Annotated in this window: 27 protein-coding genes and 1 tRNA gene; 17 read left to right on the top strand and 11 right to left on the bottom strand. The window is 58.3% G+C overall.

Going from position 1 to position 25431, the window contains the following annotated elements; all coding sequences use genetic code 11:
• Positions 1-260 precede the first annotated feature (260 nt).
• The 5 genes from QRN10_RS23630 to QRN10_RS23610 form a co-directional block, all read right to left on the bottom strand.
• Positions 261-626: a PA0613 family protein gene (locus QRN10_RS23630; RefSeq protein WP_285429276.1), complete on the bottom strand. Its 366-nt coding sequence runs from the start codon at positions 624-626 to the stop codon at positions 261-263.
• On the bottom strand, positions 619-2835 hold the full coding sequence (locus tag QRN10_RS23625) for a VapE domain-containing protein (protein WP_285429275.1): 2217 nt from the start codon (positions 2833-2835) through the stop codon (positions 619-621). The genes QRN10_RS23630 and QRN10_RS23625 overlap by 8 nt, the downstream gene beginning before the upstream one ends.
• Complete coding sequence (locus QRN10_RS23620; RefSeq protein ID WP_124428827.1) at positions 2825-3052, bottom strand: TraR/DksA family transcriptional regulator; 228 nt, start codon at positions 3050-3052, stop codon at positions 2825-2827. Before QRN10_RS23620 ends, QRN10_RS23625 begins: the two co-directional genes overlap by 11 nt.
• On the bottom strand, positions 3045-3563 hold the full coding sequence (locus QRN10_RS23615) for a phage regulatory CII family protein (protein ID WP_285429274.1): 519 nt from the start codon (positions 3561-3563) through the stop codon (positions 3045-3047). The genes QRN10_RS23620 and QRN10_RS23615 overlap by 8 nt, the downstream gene beginning before the upstream one ends.
• A gap of 319 nt (positions 3564-3882) precedes the next feature.
• A complete protein-coding gene (locus tag QRN10_RS23610; protein WP_232103923.1) occupies positions 3883-4140 on the bottom strand; it encodes a hypothetical protein in 258 nt (85 codons plus the stop codon).
• Positions 4141-4219: 79 nt separating this feature from the next.
• Here QRN10_RS23610 and QRN10_RS23605 point away from each other — a divergent pair, with 79 nt between their 5' ends.
• From QRN10_RS23605 to QRN10_RS23570, 8 genes are all read left to right on the top strand, one after another.
• Entirely contained in the window at positions 4220-4945 is a 726-nt protein-coding gene (locus QRN10_RS23605) for a LexA family protein (protein ID WP_285429273.1), read from the top strand.
• 292 nt (positions 4946-5237) lie between these two features.
• Entirely contained in the window at positions 5238-5816 is a 579-nt protein-coding gene (locus tag QRN10_RS23600) for a hypothetical protein (protein ID WP_124428823.1), read from the top strand.
• A gap of 9 nt (positions 5817-5825) precedes the next feature.
• The gene (locus QRN10_RS23595) at positions 5826-6110 is read left to right on the top strand and encodes a phage antirepressor KilAC domain-containing protein (protein ID WP_046071173.1); all 285 of its coding nucleotides are present in this window, start codon (positions 5826-5828) and stop codon (positions 6108-6110) included.
• A gap of 229 nt (positions 6111-6339) precedes the next feature.
• Positions 6340-6666, top strand: a complete 327-nt coding sequence (locus QRN10_RS23590; RefSeq protein ID WP_285429272.1) for a pyocin activator PrtN family protein — start codon at positions 6340-6342, stop codon at positions 6664-6666.
• A gap of 50 nt (positions 6667-6716) precedes the next feature.
• Positions 6717-7115 (top strand): hypothetical protein, encoded by a 399-nt coding sequence (locus QRN10_RS23585; protein WP_285429271.1) that lies wholly within the window; start codon positions 6717-6719, stop codon positions 7113-7115.
• Positions 7112-7654: a hypothetical protein gene (locus QRN10_RS23580; protein WP_056845409.1), complete on the top strand. Its 543-nt coding sequence runs from the start codon at positions 7112-7114 to the stop codon at positions 7652-7654. The genes QRN10_RS23585 and QRN10_RS23580 overlap by 4 nt, the downstream gene beginning before the upstream one ends.
• Positions 7655-7970: 316 nt before the next feature.
• Positions 7971-8207, top strand: coding sequence for a DUF4224 domain-containing protein (locus QRN10_RS23575; RefSeq protein WP_285429287.1), 237 nt, complete (start codon positions 7971-7973; stop codon positions 8205-8207).
• A gap of 3 nt (positions 8208-8210) precedes the next feature.
• Positions 8211-9275, top strand: a complete 1065-nt coding sequence (locus tag QRN10_RS23570) for a tyrosine-type recombinase/integrase (RefSeq protein ID WP_285429270.1) — start codon at positions 8211-8213, stop codon at positions 9273-9275.
• Between the two features lie 100 nt (positions 9276-9375).
• Here QRN10_RS23570 and QRN10_RS23565 read toward each other — a convergent pair whose 3' ends face one another.
• The 4 genes from QRN10_RS23565 to pvdQ form a co-directional block, all read right to left on the bottom strand.
• Positions 9376-9627 (bottom strand): hypothetical protein, encoded by a 252-nt coding sequence (locus QRN10_RS23565; RefSeq protein ID WP_285429269.1) that lies wholly within the window; start codon positions 9625-9627, stop codon positions 9376-9378.
• 275 nt (positions 9628-9902) lie between these two features.
• Complete coding sequence (locus QRN10_RS23560; RefSeq protein ID WP_285429268.1) at positions 9903-11639, bottom strand: ATP-dependent nuclease; 1737 nt, start codon at positions 11637-11639, stop codon at positions 9903-9905.
• A 524-nt stretch (positions 11640-12163) separates the two neighbouring features.
• Positions 12164-12237, bottom strand: a tRNA-Cys gene (locus QRN10_RS23555).
• A 192-nt stretch (positions 12238-12429) separates the two neighbouring features.
• Entirely contained in the window at positions 12430-14733 is a 2304-nt protein-coding gene (gene pvdQ, locus QRN10_RS23550) for a bifunctional acylase PvdQ (RefSeq protein WP_285429267.1), read from the bottom strand.
• A gap of 213 nt (positions 14734-14946) precedes the next feature.
• Here pvdQ and QRN10_RS23545 point away from each other — a divergent pair, with 213 nt between their 5' ends.
• Positions 14947-15327, top strand: a complete 381-nt coding sequence (locus QRN10_RS23545) for a fe2+ zn2+ uptake regulation protein (RefSeq protein ID WP_181077788.1) — start codon at positions 14947-14949, stop codon at positions 15325-15327.
• 1 nt (position 15328) lies between these two features.
• On the opposite strand, the gene QRN10_RS23540 is transcribed toward QRN10_RS23545, so the two are convergent.
• Together QRN10_RS23540 and QRN10_RS23535 are read right to left on the bottom strand one after the other, a co-directional pair.
• Entirely contained in the window at positions 15329-15517 is a 189-nt protein-coding gene (locus QRN10_RS23540) for a hypothetical protein (RefSeq protein ID WP_181077789.1), read from the bottom strand.
• 65 nt (positions 15518-15582) lie between these two features.
• On the bottom strand, positions 15583-16530 hold the full coding sequence (locus QRN10_RS23535; RefSeq protein WP_285429266.1) for a LysR family transcriptional regulator: 948 nt from the start codon (positions 16528-16530) through the stop codon (positions 15583-15585).
• A 115-nt stretch (positions 16531-16645) separates the two neighbouring features.
• On the opposite strand from QRN10_RS23535, the gene QRN10_RS23530 reads away from it, so the two are divergent.
• From QRN10_RS23530 to glgA, 8 genes are all read left to right on the top strand, one after another.
• Complete coding sequence (locus tag QRN10_RS23530) at positions 16646-17641, top strand: aldo/keto reductase (protein WP_253507864.1); 996 nt, start codon at positions 16646-16648, stop codon at positions 17639-17641.
• A 146-nt stretch (positions 17642-17787) separates the two neighbouring features.
• Positions 17788-19782, top strand: coding sequence for a methyl-accepting chemotaxis protein (locus tag QRN10_RS23525; RefSeq protein WP_181077794.1), 1995 nt, complete (start codon positions 17788-17790; stop codon positions 19780-19782).
• A gap of 89 nt (positions 19783-19871) precedes the next feature.
• Positions 19872-20330: an SRPBCC family protein gene (locus tag QRN10_RS23520; protein ID WP_181077796.1), complete on the top strand. Its 459-nt coding sequence runs from the start codon at positions 19872-19874 to the stop codon at positions 20328-20330.
• Positions 20331-20433: 103 nt separating this feature from the next.
• Positions 20434-20880, top strand: a complete 447-nt coding sequence (locus QRN10_RS23515; protein ID WP_285429265.1) for a DUF411 domain-containing protein — start codon at positions 20434-20436, stop codon at positions 20878-20880.
• A gap of 3 nt (positions 20881-20883) precedes the next feature.
• Entirely contained in the window at positions 20884-21327 is a 444-nt protein-coding gene (locus QRN10_RS23510; RefSeq protein WP_181077800.1) for a YqaA family protein, read from the top strand.
• Positions 21328-21371: 44 nt separating this feature from the next.
• Positions 21372-22373, top strand: a complete 1002-nt coding sequence (locus QRN10_RS23505; protein WP_253507868.1) for an alpha/beta fold hydrolase — start codon at positions 21372-21374, stop codon at positions 22371-22373.
• 26 nt (positions 22374-22399) lie between these two features.
• Complete coding sequence (locus tag QRN10_RS23500; RefSeq protein WP_181077804.1) at positions 22400-23353, top strand: D-2-hydroxyacid dehydrogenase family protein; 954 nt, start codon at positions 22400-22402, stop codon at positions 23351-23353.
• Positions 23354-23869: 516 nt separating this feature from the next.
• A complete protein-coding gene (gene glgA / locus QRN10_RS23495) occupies positions 23870-25423 on the top strand; it encodes a glycogen synthase GlgA (RefSeq protein ID WP_181077806.1) in 1554 nt (517 codons plus the stop codon).
• Positions 25424-25431: the final 8 nt, after the last annotated feature.

Here is a 25431-nt window from a genome sequence, read left to right as displayed (position 1 = left end):
ACAGCCCCCCAAATTCGGGGCTCTGCCCTACTGTCCTACCTTTTTTACTTTTCTCTTGTGTATAGAGAGAAAGCTAAAAGCACGCGTGCGCGCCATGAGCGCGATTACGTGCCCGCTATGCTCATGTGTGCGGGAGGCGGTTTTAGGTTGGACAGTAGGACAGACCAACATAGGCGCGGCCTGCGCTTGTCCAACCATGCTTAATAGCGTTCGGACAAGGCAGGACGGTAGGACAGAAGTCCGCAGAGTGACACCGAGGGTCATGCAGCCTTACCCATCAGCATACCGGCTATATGCAGGTGTGCTTCGTGCAAGCGCTGGTAGTACGTATCCCTACTGCATCCGCAGTGGGTGTACTTCTGCAACAGGAAGCTATCATGATTGCAGTAGTGTTCCCACACCACTACAGACAGCTGCGCCGGCAGATGCTTGTTGACGATCAACTCGATATCCGCAGATTCGTCCAGCAGCACCCGACTACCCCGCGTGCCACGTATCAATTCCCCTTTGCACTCCATCAACATGGCGATCATGTTACCGCCACTCACCCCGCCAGCACCGTCCGGCACGGGCGAGTGCAGATCCTGCGCCCATAGCTTGAGCATTTCGTCAATTCGCTTAATCAAAGCATGGCTCCTCGATGACGGACTGCTGCAACGCAGACGCTCGCCCCCAGTCCTTGGGCTTTACATAGGCCCATGGACGCACTCCGCTTTTTGGCAATGCCGGCATGCGCCGCTTCCGCCAGCCAAGCCGGTGCATAATCGCTCCAACCCGCATTTGCTCAGGCTTACCCCAATGGCCGAAGTCCAGCTTCAGCGCTTGGGTAAGGATCTCGTTGCCGGTGGCGGTTTCGCCGATCTGCGACTCTTCCATCCAGGCGAGGATTGGCCCCTCCCATTCGTCAACCACGAAACGCTCGTCCTGCGCCTCGGCGAACATCCAAGACTCGTCCTTGGTCACCCACCAAATATCGCCAGCCTCGAAGCAGAACAACGCTTCAGCCCATAACTGATCACGGATCTCGCGCAGTTGCTCCAGATCGACCTTGTTACAGAACACCGGCCAATAGCGACGGTTACCCGTGGCGTCCTTGAGGTATTCCTCTTGGTTGGTGGTACCCACGAAAACACACTGGCGTGGCACGTCATTCGTTCTGCGGCCGTAGCTTTCGCGGTAGGTGTCGGTAGACGCGGAGAAAAACTGCTTCGCCTTGGTACTTTCTGCCTTGTTGAAACTGTCCAGCTCCCCCAGCTCGACAATCCACTTGCCGCGAATTGCCTGAAAGCTGTCCTTGTCGCCGAGTGCAAAAGGCGTATCCATGAACCACTCGCCGCCTAGCACGCCCATGGCCGTGGACTTACCTGCGCCCTGCCCGCCTTCAAGGATCATCACCGAGTCGGCCTTGCAGCCTGGGCGCATGACACGGGCGACCGCCGAGATTAACCAACGCTTGCCGACCTTGGCCGAGTACTCGCTGGCCTGGACGCCCAGCACGTCGGTTAGCCAGGTTTCAATGCGGGGCACGCGGTCCCATTCCAGCTTTTCCAAGTACTCCCGCACAGGGTGGAACGAATGGTCATGGGCGACAACACTGACCGCCTCGATGACGTGGGAAGCCTTCACGCGCAGGTTGTACTGTTGCGCGAGCCACTTCATCACCCTCATGTCGTCGATGTCTGCCCAGTCGCCGGCACCGCCACCGTAGGGCGCAGACCTTAGTTTCACTATCTTGGAGCTGAAGACGCTGTAACCGATGACACCCGCCCAGCGCTCGTCGTTACCCAGGATCAGCTCGACGTTTTGCATGTGTGCTATCAGGGAGCCGTTTTCGGTGCGAGCGAGCTGGTCTTTCCAGCCGCCCGCTGCAGGAGGTTTGACGACCGCCAGCACCTGGCGGCGGACGGCCTCCAAGCCCTCGGCAACGTGCAGGTCGTTGAAGTCGGTCCACTTGACCTCACGGTCGCCGGAAAACACCGGGGCGACCACCTGGCCGCCGACGATCAGCGCTGCATTGTTCGCCTTCTCTTCGCCAGGATTCCAGGCGTCACCGTTGGGGCGCTTAGTCTTCCAGTCGTCATCGCGGCAAATGATCAGCGGGCAACCAGGGAAGCGCTCGCGCATGGCCTTGCAGACAGGCAGAAGGTTGCCCGCGTCGAAGGCAATGGCCACGGTAAGCGAAGTCGCCATGTGCAGGCTTGCGCCCGTGGCGTAGCCCTCACAGACCAGCACCGGCTCGCCAGGTTCAGGGTGAGGACCGATCAGGTGGAAAGCGCCTTCCTTGGACATGCCGTAGGGCCAATAAGCTTTATCGCGGCCAGTGTCCTCTTGCTTCGCTGGGAAGATCACCTGCAGGCCGACGATCTCGTCACGCACGTTGCACATAGGCACTAAAAATGCGCCGGTACGAGGCGCATAGCGGACCTTGAAGCCAACGATCTGCTTTCGCTCCAGATAGGCACTCCTACCTTTATCCGGCATGCGTTTGAACAGGCCCGCAGCACGGTTGGCCGCGCGGCGTGACGCGTTGGCAGCGGTCTCTGCCGCCTTGCGCTTGGCCTCTTCCTGGCGAGCGCGCATGACTTCACGCTCTTCGGGGCTCATGCGCCCGGCCTTGACTTTGATCTTTTGGCTATCGCCGGAGCGCCAATCACCGAAGCTGCCGAAAATCAGTGTTTCGTTCTTCTCGGTGCGGTGTTCATGGACGACATACCAGCCGTTTTTCTCCTTGCCCTTGTCCTGGCTGGTTTTGCAGCGGGTGAGCTTGCCGAAAACCAATGGTTGAGCGGGCTCAAGGCCATAGTCAGCAAATTGACCCAATACCTCATCGAGCATGTCGGGCCTTCCTGGCTTCGTCGAAGGATTGGCAAGTCACACAGTGGGTGCAGCCAGGGATCGCAATCCGGCGCTCTGTCGGAATCGGTGTGTCGCATTCCTCACAGAACATGAAGGAATGCGCGACCGTGGCGGTTTTGTTTGAGTTTCGTGCAGCGAGTGCACGATCCATGCGCTCCTGCACCAGGTCATTAGCGAAGTCGATATCGTCAGCCACGGTCAGTTCCCCGCGTTGTCTGATTGACGTATTGGGCACGGTTGAGCAAGCCCAACAACCCCTGGATTCCGCGAAACACCTGCAGGCGTATCTCGGCCAGCTCCTGGTCACTCACCACACCATCGCCAATGCTTTTGGCCCAGGTGTCTGCCAGATCGGCCACCTGCCGGAAGTAAGAGGCAATCCCCGTTGTCAGTGTCTCGGGCATATCGCTGGTATAGGTGTCGGCCAGTTCCTGCCAAGTCGTGTCACCGACAAGGGCATGCACCGCATCAAGAATGCGGCGGTCCTTAGTTAGTTCGAGAATCTCGCCGAACTCTTGAACGTTTACGGTGTGCGAAGGGTGGGTGGGAGACAGCTTGTGTTGCAAAGTAGTGGCATTACGGCCGGTAGTGGCTGCAATTGCAGCGGCGCCGCCTGGATAATCCCGGGCGGCGTGGTACAGCGCTAATTCGAGCGTCAGGACTTCCCGTTGTGCTCGATCAACGCAACTCAGAGCGATTCGGCTCATGGCATTAATCCTTATAAGTTGCCAGTGCCGCGCGGCGTGCAGTGGTGTTACATTTGCCGCGTGGCTTGAACGCCGGCAAGATCCTCAAGATCGAAACCGGCACCGTGCCGAGGTGAGCGATCCGTCTCTCACCTCTGGCGCAACAGCTGCCTAATCTGTGGTGGAAAAGGCAGCAACCCAAGACATCCGTGTCTTGGAAGCGCGAGAAAGTGAGGTGGTTTGCATGTGGTGTGCCCTCCTGCCTTCATCGCGACCCGACAGCACTGTGGTGGTGTGTGCCGGGAGGAACTGGGCGGCCCTTGGGTCGCCCTTTTTCTATCTATGCTGCATTTTTTTGTGGGGTCGACGCATGAAGCAACCAAGCCGCATCAAAAGCATTGCCCTTTTGCTCCGCAGCATTCGCCAAAAGCTTGGCGTACTGGGTTTCACCGGTGTAATCGGTTCGCGGCAGGCTCGCTGCCAGACGCCATTTATTCAGCGCTTGGTAGCTACGGTTGCAGACCCTGGCAGCTGCGCCGATGCCCCCCACCGCTTCAAAAGCGAACGCGATGGCATTTGGAAAGTCTGACGGGTTCAACTTAAAGCCCTCAATTCAACTGTTGGTTGATAGTAAAGGTCAACTGACGGATTAGCAACTTCTATGTGATCATCAACCTATGATTGATAAAGAAAGCTTACGCCACATGTTCGCCGAACGGCTCCACGCCGCCCTGGACACTAATAATGTCCGCCAGCATGGGCGCGGCGCAGACGTCCGTGCGCATCTCAAATCCAAAGGCGTCATAAAGACACCTCAAGCGGTCAGCAAATGGCTCAACGGTGCAGCCATGCCTGAAGTAGATAGCCTCACGGCACTATCAGATTGGCTAGGGGTTCGTAGAGAGTGGCTTGAGCATGGCGTAATGCCTGTATTCCCCGATGAAGCGACACCTAGAAGCCTGGGCAGCAACGTAGACAACGTTCCAACCACCAGTGCCAAAATGGGCCTAGTACCATTGATTTCATGGGTACAAGCCGGTTCATGGTGCGAAATGGATGCCAGTGTCGAATCATTTGATGCGGAGCTTTGGCTCCCCTGCCCTGTCAATATCAGCAAGTCCGGATATGCATTACGGGTCGTTGGAGACTCGATGACAAACAATGGGCCTGGTAGAAGCTATCCAGCAGGGTCAGTTATCTTTGTAGATCCTGAGCTGGCTGTTAATAACGGTGATCGGGTCATAGCGACATTACCAAGCACCAACGAAGCGACGTTCAAAGTCTTGGTACAGGACGCTGGGAAGCACTACCTTAAGCCCATCAACCCGCAGTATCCGATCATGGAATTGACTGAAGACATGCAGATTTGTGGAAAAGTTATTGGGACCTTCACACCCGAGTGACCCCTAGCTTTCGATACAAGAGAAGCAGAAACCCAGAAACATCATCCGCCAGTTGTTGACATGATTTAACCAATGGTTGATATTTGCCTCACTCTTCCACCACAGAGCGAGGCAACATCATGCACACCACAGCAACCCTGCACGTCCACCCGGCCGCTGCTAATCCCTCCCGAATCTTTGAAATTCGCCGCCTGGCACAAGACCTCGGCTGCGCTTTCATCGCGTCCAAACCCAAGCTGAAACAGCGCTCCGCACCCGCGCCATTCGATCCGAATGGCGGAGGGCAAGCAGCATGAGCAAGTACAAACTAGACAACCGCACGCTGACCCTACTCAAGGCCCAGGTCAATTTGACCGAGACCTTCAATCATCTTCTGCGTGCTGAAGTTCAGCGTGACGCCCTGGCGTTCCGCCTGAAAGTTGAACGTCGCAAAGTCGATACCCACTTTACTGTTGAACTGGGCAGCGAACGCCACACGCTGACCCTGACCAACAGCAAAAAAATGCACCTCAAGCTTGCGGACTTCATTGAGGAGATTGTTAACGGACCAACCAGCCCTGGCGATTCAACTCTGCCGCATGCAGACAGGCGCTACGGTGTTTTCGAGATCGAACACAAGCAGCGTGTGTTCGACTTGGTGCAAACCGGCGGTGCGCTCAGCCTCGATATGGGTTTCGAGCAACCGATCAACCTGGCTATCCATCGCAACAAAACCCGCACCGGCATCACGACCATCATGAGCATCGGCGTCAGGAAACCTCGCACCAAGTGCTTCACGGTGTGTGGGACTGACGCCGAGATTTACTCCATGGTTGCCGAGTCCATCACCCACCTCGCTGACACGGCGACCCCCGCCGCGCATGCAGCATAGGAGGTCGCAATGGAACGTAGCCTGGAAAAAGCCGCTAAATACTTCGGCCTCACCCGCCCCAAGCTCATCTCGCTCATGCGTGAAAAAGGCTTGCTCAATGATCGCAACCTACCGGCTTTCCCCGTGCGTGATCGCGAGTATTTGCGAGTCAAGAACAGCAACTGGTTCCACGAAACCGCCGGCATGCAGTACAGCCAGTCGACCAAGGTCCGGCAGGCCGGTATTCGCTGGCTCGCTGAACAGCTAAGCCTCGAACTGCCAGCCATTCCGGCAGACAACCGTGACGTGGCCTAGGGAGTACGCCCGCCAGATCATAGCCATGCGTACACGCGAGGAGCGCAACGCCGCGCTCCTCGAAGTGCCGGAGCATCTGCGGGAGTTGACCAAACGCCACTGCCTGAATGCCTGGAATCACCCCCAACGGAAGAAACACAATGGACCACACACTGATTGATCCTGCACTGATCACGCTGCTATCGAGCCCTCGAAACAAGGCGCACGCCCTTTGCAAGCCGGAGGCCGAATGAGTGCTCACGCCGACCAGCAGCCATTGCGGCTGCTGCCCGCACCTGATCCCGCAACAGTCGAACTGCTGTACCGGACATTCGGAGACGTATTGATCCCCGTTGAAAAGGTGCGTGAGCGGTACTTTCGAAACCTCAACAAAGACTCTTTTGCAGCAGAGATCGCCACCGGCCGCATTCAGCTGCCTATGACAACCCTGGTAAACAGCCGTAAGGCACCAAAGTACGCCCATATCAAGCACGTAGCCGCCCTGATCGACATCCGCGCTTACCGAGCAGATGAAGACATGCCGCGTCCAGAAACCGACTCAACCGAGCAAGGCTAGTAATCCCCAACGGCTGCCACCACCAGCCAACAACACCAGGAGCACACCACATGACTGCAATTCATATATACGCACTGATCAGCATCGTTATCGCGCTTGGGATCCTCTACTGGGTCGGCTACAAGGGCGGCTTAACGGATGGTCGAGCCGAGGGCTATGAGGATGGCCACGCTCAGGGTTTTATGGAAGGGATAGACCGGGGCGATTCAGCAAGCGCTACCGAACTTGAGCAAGTCACCGAGCGATGCCGGCGCCTGCAACTTATCTTGGATCTTCAACCACAAGATCGACTCACCCTGTTAGCCATCGCCGAAAAGCTGAAGCTTGCGGCTGACACCTTCAGAGCAGTGAGATCCGAGAGCCAGGCAACGCAAGCACTTGCCTTACGTGACAAGGCTCTGGGCATGGCTGCCCTGCTGGATCCATTCACTCTGGAGGATGCAGCATGAACTTCATCCTCACGTTCACCGGTAAGCACTTCAACCTGTACGAGCCAGACGCCGACATGATCGACCCACGGGACATATCGCACTCGTTGGCCCAATTGTGTCGATTCAATGGCCACACTCGCGAGTTTTACAGCGTGGCACAACACAGCTGCATCGTCGCCGAGCTGGTGCCGGAAGAACACAAGTTAGCGGCCCTGCTCCACGATGCGACCGAGGCGTACCTGGGCGATATGACCCGGCCACTGAAACAGTGGATGCCCGACTACCGAGGATTTGAGGACGTCGTTTGGGGGCGCATCTGTGAGCGCTTCGACCTGGCCTTAGATCTACCCGCATGCATACACCAGGCTGACCTGATTGCGCTGGCCACCGAGCGCCGCGACCTCATGCCAACCGATCCGGCTATCTGGGATTGTTTGGTCGGCATCGAGCCCATGGTTGAAATCATCCGTCCATGGCCTGCCGCAGAGGCACGCAACACCTACCACCAGCGCCTGATGGACCAACTCGCTATTGAACACCGGAGGAAAGCGGCATGAAGAACCACCAGGACAACGCCAATGCCCAGCCCGCTTTGCTCCGCACTGCAGGTAGCGTCAACACCCTAGAAACAAACAGTCTCTGCTGCGTAGCAGCAGGCATTATTGCTCCTCCCAGCGCCACTGCCGAGGCACTTATACCCCACGAAAAGCTGCGCGGGGCAGCGCTCAGTGATGCAACGCTAACCACTTCGCAACGCTCGCTCGCGCAGCCTGCCTTGGGGTATACGCATGCTTTTGCCACTATCGAGGTACCTCAAGAGAAGAAAACAGGCCGATGTGATGGGCCCACAGGTCTTATCGGGAGAGCCGCATGATGGAATTCCAAAGCGAAATGCTGGCCGACGAAGAATTGGCGACCATCACCGGCTATCAAATCCCTTCTAAGCAAATTCACTGGTTGACCGAAAACCGCTGGGAGTTTGTTCTGACTCGCGCGCGCCGCCCAATAGTAGGTCGGGTTTATGCCCGACTGAAACTGTCAGGCGTCAAACCTTCCGCTGCCAATGTCGTGACTGAAACCTGGTCGCTCGACCTCGCAAATGTGAGCTGACTAATGCGCCAGAAAAGTAGAGCCAATCGAGATTTGCCGCCACGGATGATACGGCGCATTCGCAAGGGTAAGAGTGGAAAGACTTGGACATCGTATTACTACGACGGAAGGACTGCCGACGGGAAGCGGAAGGAAATCCCACTTGGTACTGACCTCGATCAGGCCAAAGTGGAGTGGGCCAGACTGGAACGCAAGACACCACCGAAGCCCAATCATCTGATGAGCTATGTATTTGATCGCTACGAAAAGGAAATCATCCCGGGCAAGTCGATTCGCACCCAGTCAGACAACCGCAAAGAACTTAAGCAACTCAGAAGAGCATTTGAGAGCGCCCCCATTGAGTCGATAACGCCTCAAGTAGTAGCGCAGTACCGTGACGCCAGGACGGCAAAGGTGAGGGCCAACCGTGAGATCGCTCTGCTCTCCCATGCATTTACCATTGCACGCGAATGGGGGGTGACTGACAAAGCAAACCCTTGCTTTGGCGTTCGCCGCAACAAGGAAAAGCCACGGGACTATTATGCCGGTGAAACCGTATGGAACGCGGTATACGCGGAAGCGGTACAGGAGCTCAAGGACGCAATGGATCTGGCCTACCTGACCGGCCAACGTCCCGCCGATGTGCTCAAGATTGCAGCCACCGACTTGAACAATGGCTTTTTGCTGATTGGTCAGGGCAAGACCGAAAAACGTCTCCGTCTTCGTTTGGAGGATGCCGGAATCCAATCCGGACTGAGTAGCTTTATCGACGACCTGCAAGAACGCAGAGCCGTCAATGGAGTCCGCACGTCAACCTTGATAACAAACGCTTCTGGACTTCGCATGAGCCAGCAGATGCTGCGTAATCGGTGGGACGACGCACGAGAGAAGGCAGCAATCAAAGCGTTAGCTGATGGTGATCCTGCGCTGGCGACGAGCATTCGTCAGTTTCAGTTCAAGGATATCCGGCCAAAAGCTGCTAGCGAGATCGAGTTGACGCACGCGAGCCGCCTACTAGGTCACTCCACAGAGGAAATGACCAAGAAGGTATATCGGAGAGTCGGTGAAATTGTGAAGCCTACGAAATGACCCGTTGCTACCTATACGATAGGCAGAAAACGGCCAAAAGCAGTCCCTAACACCTGAGAATTAAGCCAAGCCGCGAAGCGGTGTCGGCTTGAATGAATTGTCAGGTCACGGCCGTTCCAGCTGGGATCCAAAGATCATCGCCCTCAACATCATAGGTGCGCTGCTCGCAGCCACCGTCTTTGCAGCGGACATAGGAAAGCATACGGGTCGCGCCATCGCTGTGCGCCACCAACCAGTAGTAAGCATACCCATCATTCGAAAACTCGCTATCTGGCCAAACTTCGATACTGGGATGAAATGCACTAAGGCGAGAGAACACTTCCGTCGATTTAATCATGGGTATGTCGGACATACTCTTTCCTGCGGTTAATTGTTTTGGGATTCAAATTGGCCGAGTATTAAAAATATCACTAAAAGCCTGCCTCAGGTTGAACCCCTTCCGCGTGCTTCTTCTAGGTGCGCAAAATACTGGTCAGACATTAATTTTATGGCGCCGGCGGCACTTAGTTCGATCATGCGCCGATAAGCGTCCGCTTTTGGCCGATTGCTGCCCCTGGCGAGAGGCATAAAACGGCCAGAAGCGGACGGTGAACCAGTAAATAAATCTGCCCCTTTGCTGCAGCCCTGTCAGTGCGCTAGTGCAGCATTTAGGATGTGTTGTAGTGACAGTCCTATGTTGTTTTCGTTGTCATGAATGCTAAAAATAATTGAAGCGTCTTTTTTTTGCTGCGCAAGTTTTTCTTTGAGTTTTTTAGAGAAGTCTTTTCCTAGCACTCTGCCAAGACCTCCCTCTCCTAGAGGTATTTCCTGTTTCGCTGTAGCTGCCTTTGTTGCGTCATCTCTTTTTTGATAGATGCGCCTGTCTTCTGCTATATCTTGACGCTTGCCTACGAATTTGTCTTCAAAGCCGATAGCGTTCTCATTGAATATTTCTTCGTATAGTCGGTTTACTTCTTCTATTTCAATTTCGTAAATTCTTGCAATGCGCTCAGGGTTAAGAAATAGAGATTCAATGTCTGTATCATCAGTAATCCATAAGGTTACATTAGCATGATCATATTTCTTCTTTAATTCGGCCCTCTCTTTTGGGGTCATAAAATCCCCGTCGCGGTGTAATACTATGTGAGGCATGCATGTCATGTTTAATAGTGATTCACAAGCATTCAGCGTTGGCAGCGATTTACTCCCGGATACCGGCCAGACAGATACTGCTCTCTCAAGTTGCGGCCATTGCTTTAGTATGGATTTTAGCTCTGCGGGCTTTCCATCTTCTGTTATTAGTATTATTTTTTTGTCAAGGATTCCCCAGCCCATGCGCTGCCGTATATTGTCGCCGTCTTCCTCGTGCACTGCCCCTTCGTTCATCCAAACTATCTGCGCACTTATTGGCATCGCTCTAACAACGTTTGGGCTGTGAGTGGTTAACACAACCGACATTTCATATTTATTGACAACTTCGGCAAGTGCTAGAATTAAATTTTCTTGCCTATCCGGATGGAGGTGGGCATCTGGTTCATCAATTAGTAGCAGTTGTGGCCGGTAGAGTATGATGTAGGCGAATATTTGAATGCATTGTAAAACGCCCGTTCCAGCCATCTCTAAAGGCGTCCAGTAATCCTCTGCCATTGAAGATGTTTGGATTTTTGCATTTATCTCTGAGTGCCTTATTTCGTCAAACTCTACCTTTATTTTTATAGCTCCTAGAACCTTTGAGCAAAGCTCGGATAATTTTTCAATGGAAACATCGTCGCGTGGGTCATCTTTGATCAGCAAGAGAATGTTTCTTAAAACGGTGTTGGCATCTCCGCTTGCGGCCTGTTTTAAAACTGGAAGTCGGGAGCGTTTTTCCTCGGCTAGAGGTACACCGGCTAGGCCAGGTATGTAGCTTGAAAAAGGGCGGTTCTGATCGGAGAGTATTGTATAAAAGTCAGCATTAATAGAGTCGTTACTGAGATCAACCTTGACAGCTTCGTTATTCCCTTGGCTGATTTTAACTATGGACTCAAGATTTTCTTGTTGACCATCGTTTGTGGAGTGACTGAATGTGACCTTGACTGATACCTCCGGATTTTCTCCTCTGCCTTGTCTGAGTTCTTGGTTGTTCCCAACTGTGCGTATTTGTATTGTTGGGTTGAAATCAAAATCGTGAGCAGAGATGCTTCGTGATTGGTTTCTAACTACCTTAGGGTTTGCTACGCATCTACAGGCCCAATGTATTGCCTGTAATGCAGATGACTTCCCTGAACTGTTTTGCCCGACGAGTACGGTTAACCCTGTTGATAATGGGATTGTTGCTTCTTTTATTGCTTTGAAGTTTTCAATTTTTACAGCGTCTAGCTTTATGGGCATTTTATTCTGTTCCATAGAATGGATTTATTTTAACGTTCTTATTCAGGGCCTATTTCTTGTCGTCGGGCCTAGCAGCTTTGGGGTAATCGCTACCCCACGCTCTAGCTGGTCAAGTCTCGATCGTTCCCAGTGCGACATATTCCACCCAGATCAGTCGTCGTTCCTGTGCTTGATATTGCTTCCCAGCCCTCTTGGTCGGCTTGGTCGTCATCGTCGATGATCATCCGCGAGTTCGTCGTTGAGTTCTGCATCGTCGACGTAAACTCGCTATCGAGCGGATGATCGCAGAACCCTCGGGGGCAGGCCAAGAAATTGATGCGGGCAGCAGGTGACTGCTTCTGGCCGTTAGTGGACGCTTAGGCTCCTTAGTCTCGAGCACAATCCCACGTCCAATCGAGGAGAGGCATACCGATAACGGCGTCTTGAATTACCCGAAAAAAGGTAGGGTTGCGGAAGCGATCAGAAAAATTGCGGAAGCGATGACCAAATCCCAGACAATAAAAAACCCCGTAGACGTTAATCTACGGGGCTTCTAAGAGTGGAGGCCGAGGTCGGAATCGAACCGGCGTAGGCGGATTTGCAATCCGCTGCATAACCATTTTGCTACTCGGCCTCAAACGATCAATGCCCTTAGTGCTGGCACTCACCGCATGCAAACTTGAGTGGGCTACGTGAAGCCTGCCTCTACTCTAACTCATTGAATACATTGAAGTTTTTAAAGCTTCTATGCGTTCGATGGGCGCCATTATGTACTCATTTGCCGGGGCCTGCAACCCCTTGATTTCAAAAATATTTCGTCCTGGCATCAAGGCGTTGCGGGGCTGGAGGACTCCTGAATGACCTGCTGGCGGTACTGGGGGTCGGCGTGGATCTGGGCCTCGGTGAACGGTAACGGGCTGAGGGTTTTGCCGGAGAATGCCTGGGTCTGGTCCTTGAAATAGGGAGAGGCCGGGTTGCTGGATTGGGAGAACGCCAGCAGGCCTTCGGCATGGGGCCCCTGGTCGTCGAAGGTGACGATTTGCAGGTAGCTGCTGCCGCTGACCACTTCACGCTTGCCGTCGGCGCGAGGCACGCTTTGCATGGCGTTGTAGATCCCCAGTTCCTGCGGGCCGCCGTGGATCGGGGTTTGCCCGGAGAGCTGCACATCCCCCCAGATGCTGGTGGCGCTCAGCCCGCGCTTGGCGACATCGGCAGTAGAGGCCAGCATGGCGGCGCGCAGCGCGTTGGCTACCGGTGCGCGATCAATGGCCAGGCCGCGTGGGGTGGTGAGCGGTTGGGCCGGGTCGAATGCCACGCGCCAGGCGTCGGGCATCGGCTGCAGGTGGTTCATCAGGTTGATGAAGTGCACCAGGCCCACGCCGCTGTCTAGATTGGCGTGGCGGTCCCAATTCTTCAGGCTGGTACACAGGGGTTGCAAGGCCTGCGCATCTGCCGCGAGGCGCTTGGCGCAGAACTCAAGCAGATCCGGCATGACCTGGCCGGCCAGGTACACCTCGTTATCCATCACCATGTTGCGCAGGTCGGCCACGCCTATCGGGCGATTGCCCAGGCTGTGCAGACGCTCCAGGGCGAAGCGCGCACGCGGACCGAGGCCGATGCGGTCCTGGCTGATCAGCGGCGAGAAGCCCGTCAACGGCGCCTGCGGGTTGGCCAGCCAGGCTGAGTCATTGGAATGCTGGACGTAGTCGCTGCGTTGCAACTGCGGCAGTTGGTCGGCGGGGAATATTCCCGGCTGGGCGGCATCCGGGTCGACCTCCCAGGCGCAGGCGCTGTGGGCGCCGTCCAGCACAATCATCTGCAAACCGGCGCGTGGGTCGCTGCAGCTGGCCAACTTGGCCGCGCTGACGTTAGGCACCACCGACAGGTTCATGTACAGGCTCTGGCCCTGGTCATCGGCGGCCACGGTGTTGACCCACGGGATGCCTTGCAAGGTCTGCACCGACGTTTGCAGCGCCTTGAGGCTGGTGGCGCGGTTCATGGCGTACCACTGCTGCAGCACGCGGTCGTTACCCAGGTTGGCGTCGCGCAGGCTGAAGGCGTAATGCGCATCCCAGTCGAGCTTGCCGGGCCATTGCACCACCGGGCCGAATTGCGAGCTGTAGAGGGTGTGACTCACCTCTTTGACGCTGCCGTCGGCCTGCTTGACCTTGACCGTCACTGCGGTTTTATCCAGGGGGATCGATTGACCGTCGAGCAGATAGCGCGTGGCGTCCTTGGGGTCCAGGGTCAAGCGGTAGAGGGTAAAGTGCTTGGACGTGTCGACCGTATGGGTCCATGCCACATGCTGGTTGAAACCGATATTGATCACCGGCAACCCCGGCAACGCGGCCCCCATGACATCAAGCTGGCCGGGGATGGTCAGGTGCATCTCATAAAAGCGCATACCGCCGACCCACGGGAAATGCGGGTTGGCCAACAACATGCCGCGCCCGTTGAACGATCGGTCGCGCCCCACCGCTACCGCGTTGCTGCCGCGATCCAGGCTGAAACGTTGTTGTTGCGCAGCGGCCACTGCAAAGGCCTTGGCGTCGGGCTGTACTGCGGCGCTGGCGTTGGGCGGCGTCGCGCCCACCAGCGCCTCGGCGAATTGGCCGACACCGCCTTCGACCAACAGACGCCGCGTCAACTTGACCAGATCGCCGGCCACCAATGGCCTGACCCACTCGCCGTGGCATTGGGCCGGCGCGCCGTGTTCTTGCAGGTAACGGTTATAGCCCGCGACATAACCTTCAATGCGCTGCTGGATCTGTGGGCTCTGCGCCGTCCAGAACGCGGTCACGGCGGCCGGTGTGTTCAACCAGTTGAAGAACACATCGCTGGCCAGGTTGTTGCGTTCTTCCAGGGTCGACTGGTCCGGGCCGAAGTAGCGCGCGCGCTCACCGTTGACCGTCACCACCTCGTTGGCCAACAGGCACAGGTTGTCCTGGGCATAGGCGTAACCGATGCCGTAGCCCAGGCCACGCTCATCGTTGGCGCGGATATGCGGCACGCCGAAACCGGTACGCTGGATCTGCGCCTGCGTCACCTGCTCGCGCGCCGACACGGCCAGGCTGGCGCCCAGCAACACTGCGAGCGCACATACCCTGGACAACTTGTTGTTAATAATCACACCGACTCCGCCGTCAAATGAACGTCTTCACGCGGGGCAACCACCCCACCGTAAGAACGCACATCAACGCGCGGAATTTAGCCCGCAGAGTGTGACAAAACCGATACCGACGAAATTTCTACATCCCGCGCTTCATGATTTCACCGGCTCGTTCGTCTTATTGAATAAGAGCGCCATCATTTTCCTGATCAGGCTCTGATAAGGAGTTTTTGCATGTACAACCCGCAAGTGCCCACGGACGGACATCTCTCGGCCGCCGACGCCAAGTTCGGCAATGGCACCCCGGCCTACGACAAGACGCCGGAGCAGCAAGGCAACCAACGAATTCGTTATCTGCTCAAGTGTTTCGGCCTGCGCACCAGCCTGATTCGGCTGAAGGTCATCGACGCCCTGCTCACCGCCGCCGACAACCAGCGCAGCCTCGGCGTACGCGGTGTGCACAGCCATCTGCTGGCACTGGGCATTCCGTTGTCATTTCTCAGCGTGCGTGAAGTGCTCAAGCGGCTGTGCAGCGAGGGCGTGATCACCCTCAATGCGGATAAAAGCTACAGCCTCCATGAAGAAGCCGCCAAGGTGCTCGACAGCCGTACCTGATTCAGGGCTTGACCTTGCGCCGCATGATGCCGTTGAGCACCACCACAACCACCGCGACTACGATGGCGATGGTCTGGAACGCCTTCTCGCTGATCACGCCGGTGCTCTGCAGGTACGACAGGCCAAACATGGTCGCCAGTACCGCGAGAACGATCAGAATCGAGTATTTCAAACGTTGCTTGTGAGTCATGACAAGTTCCTGGACCTGAAAAATGAAAGGCGCTGACCGGCCACGATCGGCGCAGGCCGGCTATGTTACAGGCGATGCAACGCTTTGGCTTGCCCCGGCGGCTCGCGCAGCAGGCCGGTGCCCGGCCCGGCACACAGTTCAACCAGCCAGTCGACGAACACCCGCACCCGCAACGATAACTGGCGATGGGGCGGGTACAGCGCCGTCAGGGCCATTTTTGGCACAGCCACCTGGGGCAGGACTTCCACCAGGCGGCCCTCGGCCAGTTGCCGCACCGCGTGGTAATACGGGGCCTGTATCAAGCCGTAGCCGGCTTCGCACGCGGCGAAGTAACCGTCGGAGCTATTGACCGCCACCCGCTTGGGCAGATCCAGCGCACGCACATCGTTGCCAACCTGAAACTCCAGGCCGAAGCGCTTGCCACTGGCGCTGGAGACATACTCGACCATGTGATGACCGGCCAGGTCGTCAAGATCGGCGGGCATGCCGGTACGTTCCAGGTACGCCGGGCTCGCCAGGGTCAACTGGTCCATCAGCGCCAGCGGCCGCGACACCAACGACTCATCCAGCGCCGCGCCGCCGCGCAACACGCAGTCCACGCCTTCGCGGATCAAATCCACGGGGCGGTCGTTCAAGCCGATATCCAGCTCGATCTGCGGGTAGCGCGCGGTGAAGGCCGGCAGCGCCGGAATCACAATCAAGCGGCCGATGCCGGAGGGCATGTCCACACTTAAAATGCCGCGAGGGTTCTGTCGGCGTGTGGAAAACACCGCCTCGGTTTCCTCCAGGTCCGTCAGCAATTGCACGCAGCGCTGGTAGTACGCCGTGCCGTCCGGGGTCGGACTGACCTGCCGCGTGGTGCGTTGCAGCAGCTGCACGCCCAGGTGCGCTTCCAACTGCTTGATCAGGATCGTCACCGACGCGCGCGGCAGTTGCAGGCTATCGGCGGCTTTGGCGAAGCCGCCCAGTTCGACGATTCGCGTGAATACGCGCATGGCATTGAAGCGATCCAAGGAAATTCCTCGCCGATTATTTAGAAATTACAAACAGTGATAGCGCTTTTAGCCTGTTTATCTTGTTTTTGTCGAGGATAACAATGGCGCCCTACCCCATCCAGGAGCAGCATCGATGCAAACCCGTCAACTTGGCACCCACGGCCCCCTCGTCTCCGCTATTGGCCTGGGCTGCATGGGCATGAGCGATTTCTACAGCCCCGGCAGCGACACCCGCGAAGCCACCGCCACCCTGCACCGCGCCCTGGAACTGGGCATCAACTTCTTCGACACGGCGGACATGTATGGCCCGCATACCAATGAGCAGTTGCTCGGCAAAGCGTTCGCCGGCAAACGCGACCAGGTGTTCCTGGCCAGCAAATTCGGCATCATCCGCGACCCGGCCACCCCCGCCTCGCGCGGCGTGGACGGCAGCCCCGAATACATCCGGGCCTCCATCGACGGCACCTTGCAACGCCTGGGCGTGGAAACCCTCGACCTCTATTACCAGCACCGCATTGACCCACAGGTGACCATCGAAGAAAGCGTCGGCGCCATGGCCGAGCTGGTCAAACAGGGCAAGGTGCGTTACCTCGGCCTCAGCGAAGCCTCCGCCGCCACTTTGGAGCGGGCCCATAAAATCCATCCGATCAGCGCGCTGCAAAGCGAATATTCACTCTGGAGCCGCGACCAGGAAAGCAACGGCTGCCTGCAGGCCTGCCAGCGCCTGGGGATCGCATTCGTGCCCTACAGCCCGCTGGGGCGCGGCTTTCTGACCGGCGCACTGCGCAGTCCGGACGACTTCAGCGCCGACGACTATCGCCGCTCCAACCCACGATTCCAGGGCGACAACTTCACGAAAAACCTGCAATTGGTCGAACACGTGCGCAGCCTGGCCGCGGACAAGGGCGTGAGCGCCGGGCAACTGGCCTTGGCCTGGGTGCTGGCCCAAGGCGATTTCATCATTCCGATCCCCGGTACCAAGCAGCGGCGCTATCTGGAAGAAAACGCGGCGGCGGTGGCCGTTGTGCTGAGCCCGTCAGAGCTGGCGACGCTGGATGCGATTTTCCCGGCCGATGCAACCGCCGGCCTGCGCTACCCCGAGGCCGTGATGGCGATGCTGGATATCTGACACCGCCGACCAGAAAGCACCGTTGCTGAGCGGTGCTTCGACTTTTCTTGCACCATCGTACCTAAAGCTCCTACCCGCCTCGCCGATACCCCTACGAAGCTCCAAGAAAGCCGCGTCGACAATAAACGCTTCGTAAGGACGATCCCATGCCCCCACTGCGCTCCATTCAAGCCCGCTATACCCTGTTTCTGGTGTTGTTCGTCCTGGTGTTATTCGTGTTGACGATCGTCGGCATCGGCCAATTGGTCGCGCCCACGTTGCGCCATACCGAAGAACAGGTGGTCCTCAACCGCATCGACGAAGTGGCGAAAACCATCCAGGGCGAACTGAACAAGGTTCAGGCCCAGCAACGCAGCATTACCCAGACCATTGCGCTGCTGGACAGCGATGCCATCGACAAAGTCCTGCCTGGTCTGGTTGACCAGTACGGCGAGCTCAAAGTGTTCGGCGGCGGCATCTGGCCGCTGCCCAACCAGCGTACGCCGGGGCGCAATAAGCACAGCACGTTCTGGCACCGCGATGCCTCCGGCAAGTTGGCGGTCAACACCTTCTGGAACAGCGACCCTGCCCCTAACTATTACGACCAGAGCTGGTACAAAGGCGGCCTGGCCTCGCCGCGCGGTCAATGCGCCTGGGCCGCCGCTTATAAAGACGATGCCAGCCAGGAGCCGCGCACCAACTGCGCCATGGCGATCCAGCGCGATGGCGCGGCCTACGGCGTGGCCACCATCGACGTGACACTCGGCTTCTTCAACGAGCTGGTGGCCAGCAAGGAAAAAGACATCAGCGGGCAAATGCTGATTGTGGAAGGCGACGGCAAGATCATCAGCAACAGCACGCGACTGAACAGCCCAGTGGTGTTGAAGAACATCAGCGAACTCACCGCCACCTCGGCGTTCGCCAGCCAGGTCAGCAAGGCGCTCGCCCATCGCGACCAAGGTTTGCAGCGCAGTGAATTCGACAACGGCGGCGTCGCCAGCACCTTCTATATGCGCCCCATCGAAGGCACCCCGTGGTTCCTCGCCACGGCCCTGCCCACTTCCTTGATCACCGCCCAGCGTGACGACGTACTCGGCACCCTGGCGCTGCTGCAGATCCCCATGGTGTTGCTGCTGGTGCTGCTGGCCGCGTACGCGATCCGCAAGCTGGTGCAGCGCATGAAGACGCTCAAAGCCAACATAGACGCGCTGTCCACCGGCGATGCCGACCTGACGCGGCGCATCACCATTCGCGCCGAAGACGAACTGGGCGCCATTGGCCATTCGGTCAATCGTTTCATCGTGTACCTGCAAAACATGATTGGCGAAGTCACCCAGGCCACGGCGGCCATGTCCACCGGCCTTGAGCAACTGCAGCGCACGTCGGCGCAGACCAACCAGATCCTGGTACGGCATGCCTCGGAAACCGATCAGACCGTCACCGCCATCACCGAGATGAGTTCCACCGCCGACACCGTTGCGCAGAACGCTGCCGAAACGGCCGCGTTCACCCAGCGCGCCAACGAACATGCCGACCGCTCGCGCGTGGTGGTGGGCGAAGCGTCCAGCAGCGTCGGTGCCCTGATCGGTGAAGTCGCCAGCGCCACGCACACCGTGGAAAACATGCGCCAGGACGCCGCGCGTATCACCGAGACCCTTGAGGTGATCGGCGCAATCGCCGGCCAGACCAACCTGCTGGCCCTCAACGCCGCCATCGAAGCCGCGCGGGCCGGCGAGCAGGGCCGTGGCTTCGCGGTGGTAGCAGACGAAGTACGCGCCCTCGCCGCACGCACCCAGGCCAGTACCTCGCAGATCAACGAGATGCTTACGCGCCTGACTACCGGGGTAAACTCGTCGGTCGCCGCCATGGAAAACACCCAGGCCAGTTGCCAATCAGCGGCGGATGCCACCGCGCGGGTTAACACCGGACTGGATGAGATGGCCGGCTCGGTCAGCCATATCAACAACCTCAGCACCCAGATCGCCACGGCCGCCGAGCAGCAAAGCGCGGTGACCGAAGAGATCAACCGCAGCATGGTGCAGATCCGACAAATGGTTGAGGCCTTAGTGCAAAGCGGCCATGCCACCGAAAACAATACCCAAAGCCTGCTGGAGGCCAATGGTCGAGTCATCAGCCTGATGAGTCGTTTCAAGGTGCGTTGATCCTGCCCTGAACACTCCCGTGCAAAGCGCGGGAGTCAGACTATTCTGACAGTTCAAGATGCTTCTTCCCGCCACACAGGAGGTGTGTCATGCGCGCTGTCGAGCAGTCGGTCCGCTTGGAGCGGATCAGTCAGGAACGCTTTATCCGGGCCTCCGTCGAGGCCGTCTACGCCTACGTCACCCAGCCCGACCGCTGGCACGAATGGCATCCCACCTCCCTCGGCGCAGAGACCGGCACCACCGGCTCTCTGGGAGTCGGCGCGCGTTTTACCGAGATGATCGACCTGCTTGGCGTGCGCGTTCCCATGAGCTACCGCGTACAAATTGCCCGGCCTTGCGAGGAGTTCAAGAGCGTCTTCACCTCCCTGGCCGTGGACGGTTCGATTCATTTTTTCCTGCAGCCCTTTCGCGACGGCACGCTGTTCAAGCGGGTGCTGAGCTATGAAACCGAGTTGCAGTTGGTGAGCTTGCATGACCGCATGATCGAACTCTCGGACGTGGCCCTGGACCGCCTCAAGCAGCATCTGGAACAACCAGCTTCGGAATAATTTGAAACATCTCAGCGCAGCCAACCGGCTGCGGGCACTGGCTTGCCGGCGAGGACGTCGTCATGATCGCCGCCATTCCAGTGCACCTCCTGCGAGAGCCCCCATGAAAAAACCATTGCGCCTGTTGCTGCTGAGCGCCCTGTTGGCCACCCCCCTGGCCCAGGCCGCCGACCTGATCCTCATCGACGTGCACCGCGACGCCAACTGCGGTTGCTGCAAAAAATGGATCAGCCACCTGGAGAGCAACGGTTTCAAGGTTAATGACCATGTCGAAGCCGATATGAGCGCCGTCAAGCAGCGCCTGGGCGTGGCGCCGCGCCTGCGTTCGTGCCACACCGCCGTGATCGACGGCAAGTTCGTTGAAGGCCACGTGCCTGCCGAGCAAGTGCTGGCATTGCGCAAGCGCGACGATCTGCTGGGCATCGCAGCGCCGGGCATGCCCATGGGTTCACCGGGCATGGAAATGGATGGCCACGCCGATGCCTATCAGGTCATTGGCGTGAGCCGCGACGGCAACGATGCAGTGGTGGCCGACTACCCGGCACACTGATCGGTGTCGATGGGTTACCTGGGGCTGTTCTTCGCGGCATTCGGCGCCGCAACCCTATTGCCATTGCAGTCGGAAGCCGTGCTGGTGGGGTTGCTGCTCAGCGAGCATTACAACCTGTGGTTGCTGCTGGGCATCGCCACCCTGGGCAATGTGCTCGGTTCGCTGGTCAACTGGTGGCTGGGCCGTTGGGTAGAACATTTCAAGCAGCGTCGCTGGTTCCCGGTCAATCCGCGGCAGCTGGACACAGCCGGTAAACATTACGCACGCTGGGGGCATTGGACACTGTTGCTCAGTTGGGTGCCGATCATCGGCGACCCGCTGACCCTGGTGGCTGGGGTCATGCGTGAACCTTTGTGGCGTTTTCTGCTGCTGGTGACGCTGGCCAAAAGCGCGCGTTATGGCGTGTTGGCGGCCGTGACCCGGCAGTGGCTGTTAATTCCCACTTAATCGTGCGCCAACAGCATCCGGACACCCTTTTTCGGAGCCCGTCCATGCGTTTATTTCGTGAATTCTGCGTCGCCGGCCTGTTGACGGCCACTGCGACAACGGCGTTTGCCGCCACCTACGGCCCTGAGCTGCAGGGTTTTGAATACCCGTATCCTATCGAACGTTTCAACTTCCAGTCCCAGGGCAAGACCCTGCAGATGGGCTACATGGACGTGCCGGCCAAAGGCAAAGCCAACGGGCGCAGCGTCGTGCTGCTGCATGGCAAGAACTTCTGCGCGGCCACCTGGGAAGGCACGATCAAGGCCCTCAGCGACGCCGGTTATCGCGTTATCGCCCCAGACCAGATTGGCTTTTGCACCTCCAGCAAGCCCGACAGCTACCAATACAGCTTCCAGCAATTGGCCCTGAACACCCACCAATTGCTGGAAAAGCTCGGCATTCAAAAGGCCACGCTCCTCGGCCACTCCACCGGCGGCATGCTCGCCACCCGCTACGCGCTGATGTACCCCAAGCAGACCGAACAACTGGCCATGGTCAACCCCATCGGCCTGGAGGATTGGAAAGCCCTGGGCGTGCCCACGCTCAGCGTCGACCAGTGGTATGAGCGCGAGCTCAACGTCAACGCCGAGGGCATCCGTAAATACCAGCTCGACACTTACTACGTCGGACGGTGGAAGCCGGAATACGAGCGTTGGGTGGATATGTACGCCGGCTTGAGCGATGGCCCCGGGCATAAACAGGTCGCATGGAACTCGGCGCTGATTTACGACATGATCTTCACCCAGCCGGTGTACTACGAGTTCAAGAATCTGCAGGTGCCGACGCTGCTGCTGATCGGCACGGCCGACACCACCGCGATCAACAAAGGCATCGCGCCGCCGCAGGTCAAGGCAACGCTCGGCAACTACGCGGTCCTGGGCAAGCAGGCGGCCAAGCTGATCCCCCATGCAACCCTGGTGGAATTCCCGGGCCTGGGGCACGCGCCGCAGATGGAAGAGCCGGCGCGCTTTCACCAGGCCTTGCTGCAGGGCTTGAATACCCTTTAACCCTTCCCTTGAAGAGGCGCGTGTAAATGTCGGTACAGATCGCAGTCATTGATGATTGGCAGAGGGTTGCCGGTGGTGTGGTGGATTGGTCAGTACTGGAGGCCATCGGCCACGTGCACTTTTTGCACGACTATCCGGCCGACACCGCCACCCTGATCGAGCGGTTGCAGGGCTTCGAGGTCATTTGTGTGATGCGCGAGCGCACCGTCTTCGATCAGGCCCTGCTGCGGGGGCTGCCGCGGCTCAAGCTGCTGGTGACCGGCGGCATGCGCAATGCCGCCATCGACCTGCCCGCCGCCACGGCTCTGGGCATCCAGGTGTGCGGGACCGACAGCTACAAACACGCCGCACCGGAACTGACCTGGGCGCTGATCATGGCCAGCACCCGCAACCTGCTGGCCGAAGCCAACTCGTTGCGCGCCGGCGGCTGGCAGCTCGGCCTGGGCGGCGACCTGCATGGCAAGACCCTGGGCATTCTCGGGCTGGGCAGCATCGGCCAGAAGGTCGCGGCATTCGGGCAGGCATTCGGCATGCGCGTCATCGCCTGGAGCCAGAACCTCACGCCGGAGCGCGCCGCCGCTGCGGGTGTGACCTGGGTCAGCAAACAGCAATTGTTTGAACAGGCCGACATTGTGAGCATCCACCTGGTGCTCAGCGAGCGCAGCCGTGGCCTGGTGGACGCCCAGGCATTGGCGTGGATGAAACCCAGCGCGCGGCTGGTGAACACTGCCCGCGGGCCGATCGTGGATGAACAGGCGCTGGTGCAGGCCCTGCAAAGCGGCCAACTGGCCGGCGCGGCGCTGGATGTCTACAGCCAGGAGCCATTGCCCGCCGACCACCCGTTTCGTCAGTTGCCCAACGTGCTGGCCACGCCCCACGTGGGCTACGTGAGCGAGCAGAACTATCGGCAGTTTTATGCACAAATGATCGAAGATATTCAGGCCTGGTCCCGTGGCGCTCCGGTTAGGGTGCTGGGCTAAATGGGCGGGCCTGGCTTGTCGAATCGTCGCACCTCCCGCGCTGGGCTGCGCAGCAGCCCCAAATAAGCACACGCAAACCGACTCATGCATCGAACGCACCCTTTGGGAGCGCTGCGCTTTCCAATGCAGTGCAATCCCGCGAGCAAACAGGCCAAACGCCACTACCGCCCCCGGTTTACCCGCATCGCATAAGGTTACAAGATTTTTGTCCTACAAAAATCTCGTATAAACCCTACGGGCTCTGGGATCTGTCCTAGACTGGTGACCGATGGGTCCCTTCCAAAACAAAAACCCCGCGAAAAAATTCTAAACTTTCCAACTCTGCTGTTGGTCAGGTTTAGGGTAAGGCGCGCCTGAGCTGTTCACGCCAGCGCCGTCTATCCAACTTTTTATTGCTAACCGTGCAACTGGCATAGGCCTTGCCAGTTTGTCATGCGCTTGTGCGCCTGACCGCAGGATGCGGTCACCGTAGCTAATGGCAGCGGGCCATTAGCCGACCAACACGTGGAGAGAATCATGATCAGTGCCGCAGTAAATATTCAGGGAGAGCGTGTTAGTCAGCCAGTTGGCGGGTCGACCTCTTTGGTCGACCTCAACACGGTGCGGCCGGTGTCCAGTTACAACCCCAATCGCAAGAAAGTGCTGTTTGTCACTTCGGAGTTCGCCGACCTGGTGAAGACCGGCGGCCTGGGCGACGTGTCCGCCGCCCTGCCCCGCGCCATGGCGCATCTGCATGATGTACGCGTGCTGATTCCCGGTTACCCGCAAGTGATGGAAAGCGACAACCCGATCCACATCATCGGCGAACTGGGCGGCCATGCGGCGTTGCCGCCCTGCAAGATCGGGCGCATGGATCTCAAGGACGGCCTGGTCATCTACGTTTTGATCTGCCCCGAGCTGTACGAGCGCGAAGGCACACCCTACGGCGCCAATAACGGTCGCGACTGGCCGGACAACCATATCCGCTTCGCCCGCCTGGGCCTGGCCGCCGCCGATATCGCCGCCAACCTGGCGCAGATCCACTGGTGCCCGGACCTGGTGCACGCCCATGACTGGCCCGCTGGCCTGGCACCGGCGTATATGCACTGGCGCGGGTCACGCACGCCGACGCTGTTCACCATTCACAACCTGGCCTATCAGGGCGTGGTGAGTCTGGCGTCCACCCCGGAGCTGGGTATTCCGCCGCACGCGCTGCAGCAGGAAGGCATGGAGTTTTACGGCAAGATGTCGTTCCTCAAGGCCGGCATGGCGTATTCCAGCCATATCACGACGGTCAGCGCAACCTATGCCCAGGAAATCACCACCCCCGAATTCGGCTGCGGCCTCGACGGCTTCCTCGCCGCCAAGACCCAGCAAGGCTTGCTCAGTGGTATTCCCAACGGCATTGACGAAAGCTGGGAAACCTCCACCGACACCCACCTGACCCACAACTTCAACATCGGTGACTGGGAAGGCAAGGCCATCAATGCCGCGCACGTGCGTAACCTGTTCGGCCTGCACGACTCTACCGGCCCGCTGTTTGCCGTCGTATCGCGTCTGGTCTACCAGAAAGGCCTGGACCTCACCGAAGCGGTCGCCAGCTTTATCGTCGAGAACGGCGGCCAGATCGCCATTATCGGTCGCGGCGAACCGGAAGAAGAACAGGCCATGCGCGAGCTGGCCCTGCGCTTCCCCGGTCAGATCGGCGTGCGTATCGGCTTCAACGAGACCGACGCCCGGCGCATGTTCGCCGGCAGCGATTTCCTGCTGATGCCGTCGCGCTACGAGCCTTGCGGTTTGAGCCAGATGTACGCTCAGCGTTTCGGCTCACTGCCGGTGGCACGCAACACCGGCGGCTTGGCCGACACCATCGAAGACGGCGTGACCGGGTTCCTGTTCAACGAATCCACGGTGGACAGCTACAAAGCCGCCCTCACCCGCGCTTTCAATGTGTTCGCCTTCCCTGGCCTGCTCAATGCCATGCGCTGCCGCGCCATGACCCAGCCATTCAACTGGACCCAGGCAGTCGAACCCTACGCGGAACTCTACGAACAACTGGTGGCCAAGGCCCTGGGGAAATCAGTCAAATAATCAAGGGA

Origin of the sequence: Pseudomonas sp. lyk4-R2A-8, from assembly GCF_030209095.1 — a bacterium.
Taxonomy (GTDB): Bacteria; Pseudomonadota; Gammaproteobacteria; order Pseudomonadales; family Pseudomonadaceae; genus Aquipseudomonas; species Aquipseudomonas quebecensis.
Note: the sequence above shows the minus strand (reverse complement) of the source record. Positions and strands in the feature narration are given on the sequence as shown.

Excerpts from the sequence above, each read along its gene's own strand:
- QRN10_RS23625 (WP_285429275.1), bottom strand. The coding sequence starts at position 2,835 with ATGCTCGATGAGGTATTGGGTCAATTTGCTGACTATGGCCTTGAGCCC.
- QRN10_RS23615 (WP_285429274.1), bottom strand. The coding sequence starts at position 3,563 with ATGAGCCGAATCGCTCTGAGTTGCGTTGATCGAGCACAACGGGAAGTC.
- QRN10_RS23605 (WP_285429273.1), top strand. The coding sequence starts at position 4,220 with ATGATTGATAAAGAAAGCTTACGCCACATGTTCGCCGAACGGCTCCAC.
- QRN10_RS23600 (WP_124428823.1), top strand. The coding sequence starts at position 5,238 with ATGAGCAAGTACAAACTAGACAACCGCACGCTGACCCTACTCAAGGCC.
- QRN10_RS23595 (WP_046071173.1), top strand. The coding sequence starts at position 5,826 with ATGGAACGTAGCCTGGAAAAAGCCGCTAAATACTTCGGCCTCACCCGC.
- QRN10_RS23590 (WP_285429272.1), top strand. The coding sequence starts at position 6,340 with ATGAGTGCTCACGCCGACCAGCAGCCATTGCGGCTGCTGCCCGCACCT.
- QRN10_RS23585 (WP_285429271.1), top strand. The coding sequence starts at position 6,717 with ATGACTGCAATTCATATATACGCACTGATCAGCATCGTTATCGCGCTT.
- QRN10_RS23580 (WP_056845409.1), top strand. The coding sequence starts at position 7,112 with ATGAACTTCATCCTCACGTTCACCGGTAAGCACTTCAACCTGTACGAG.
- QRN10_RS23575 (WP_285429287.1), top strand. The coding sequence starts at position 7,971 with ATGGAATTCCAAAGCGAAATGCTGGCCGACGAAGAATTGGCGACCATC.
- QRN10_RS23570 (WP_285429270.1), top strand. The coding sequence starts at position 8,211 with ATGCGCCAGAAAAGTAGAGCCAATCGAGATTTGCCGCCACGGATGATA.
- QRN10_RS23565 (WP_285429269.1), bottom strand. The coding sequence starts at position 9,627 with ATGTCCGACATACCCATGATTAAATCGACGGAAGTGTTCTCTCGCCTT.
- QRN10_RS23560 (WP_285429268.1), bottom strand. The coding sequence starts at position 11,639 with ATGGAACAGAATAAAATGCCCATAAAGCTAGACGCTGTAAAAATTGAA.
- QRN10_RS23545 (WP_181077788.1), top strand. The coding sequence starts at position 14,947 with ATGTACAACCCGCAAGTGCCCACGGACGGACATCTCTCGGCCGCCGAC.
- QRN10_RS23540 (WP_181077789.1), bottom strand. The coding sequence starts at position 15,517 with ATGACTCACAAGCAACGTTTGAAATACTCGATTCTGATCGTTCTCGCG.
- QRN10_RS23530 (WP_253507864.1), top strand. The coding sequence starts at position 16,646 with ATGCAAACCCGTCAACTTGGCACCCACGGCCCCCTCGTCTCCGCTATT.
- QRN10_RS23525 (WP_181077794.1), top strand. The coding sequence starts at position 17,788 with ATGCCCCCACTGCGCTCCATTCAAGCCCGCTATACCCTGTTTCTGGTG.
- QRN10_RS23520 (WP_181077796.1), top strand. The coding sequence starts at position 19,872 with ATGCGCGCTGTCGAGCAGTCGGTCCGCTTGGAGCGGATCAGTCAGGAA.
- QRN10_RS23515 (WP_285429265.1), top strand. The coding sequence starts at position 20,434 with ATGAAAAAACCATTGCGCCTGTTGCTGCTGAGCGCCCTGTTGGCCACC.
- QRN10_RS23505 (WP_253507868.1), top strand. The coding sequence starts at position 21,372 with ATGCGTTTATTTCGTGAATTCTGCGTCGCCGGCCTGTTGACGGCCACT.
- QRN10_RS23500 (WP_181077804.1), top strand. The coding sequence starts at position 22,400 with ATGTCGGTACAGATCGCAGTCATTGATGATTGGCAGAGGGTTGCCGGT.
- glgA (WP_181077806.1), top strand. The coding sequence starts at position 23,870 with ATGATCAGTGCCGCAGTAAATATTCAGGGAGAGCGTGTTAGTCAGCCA.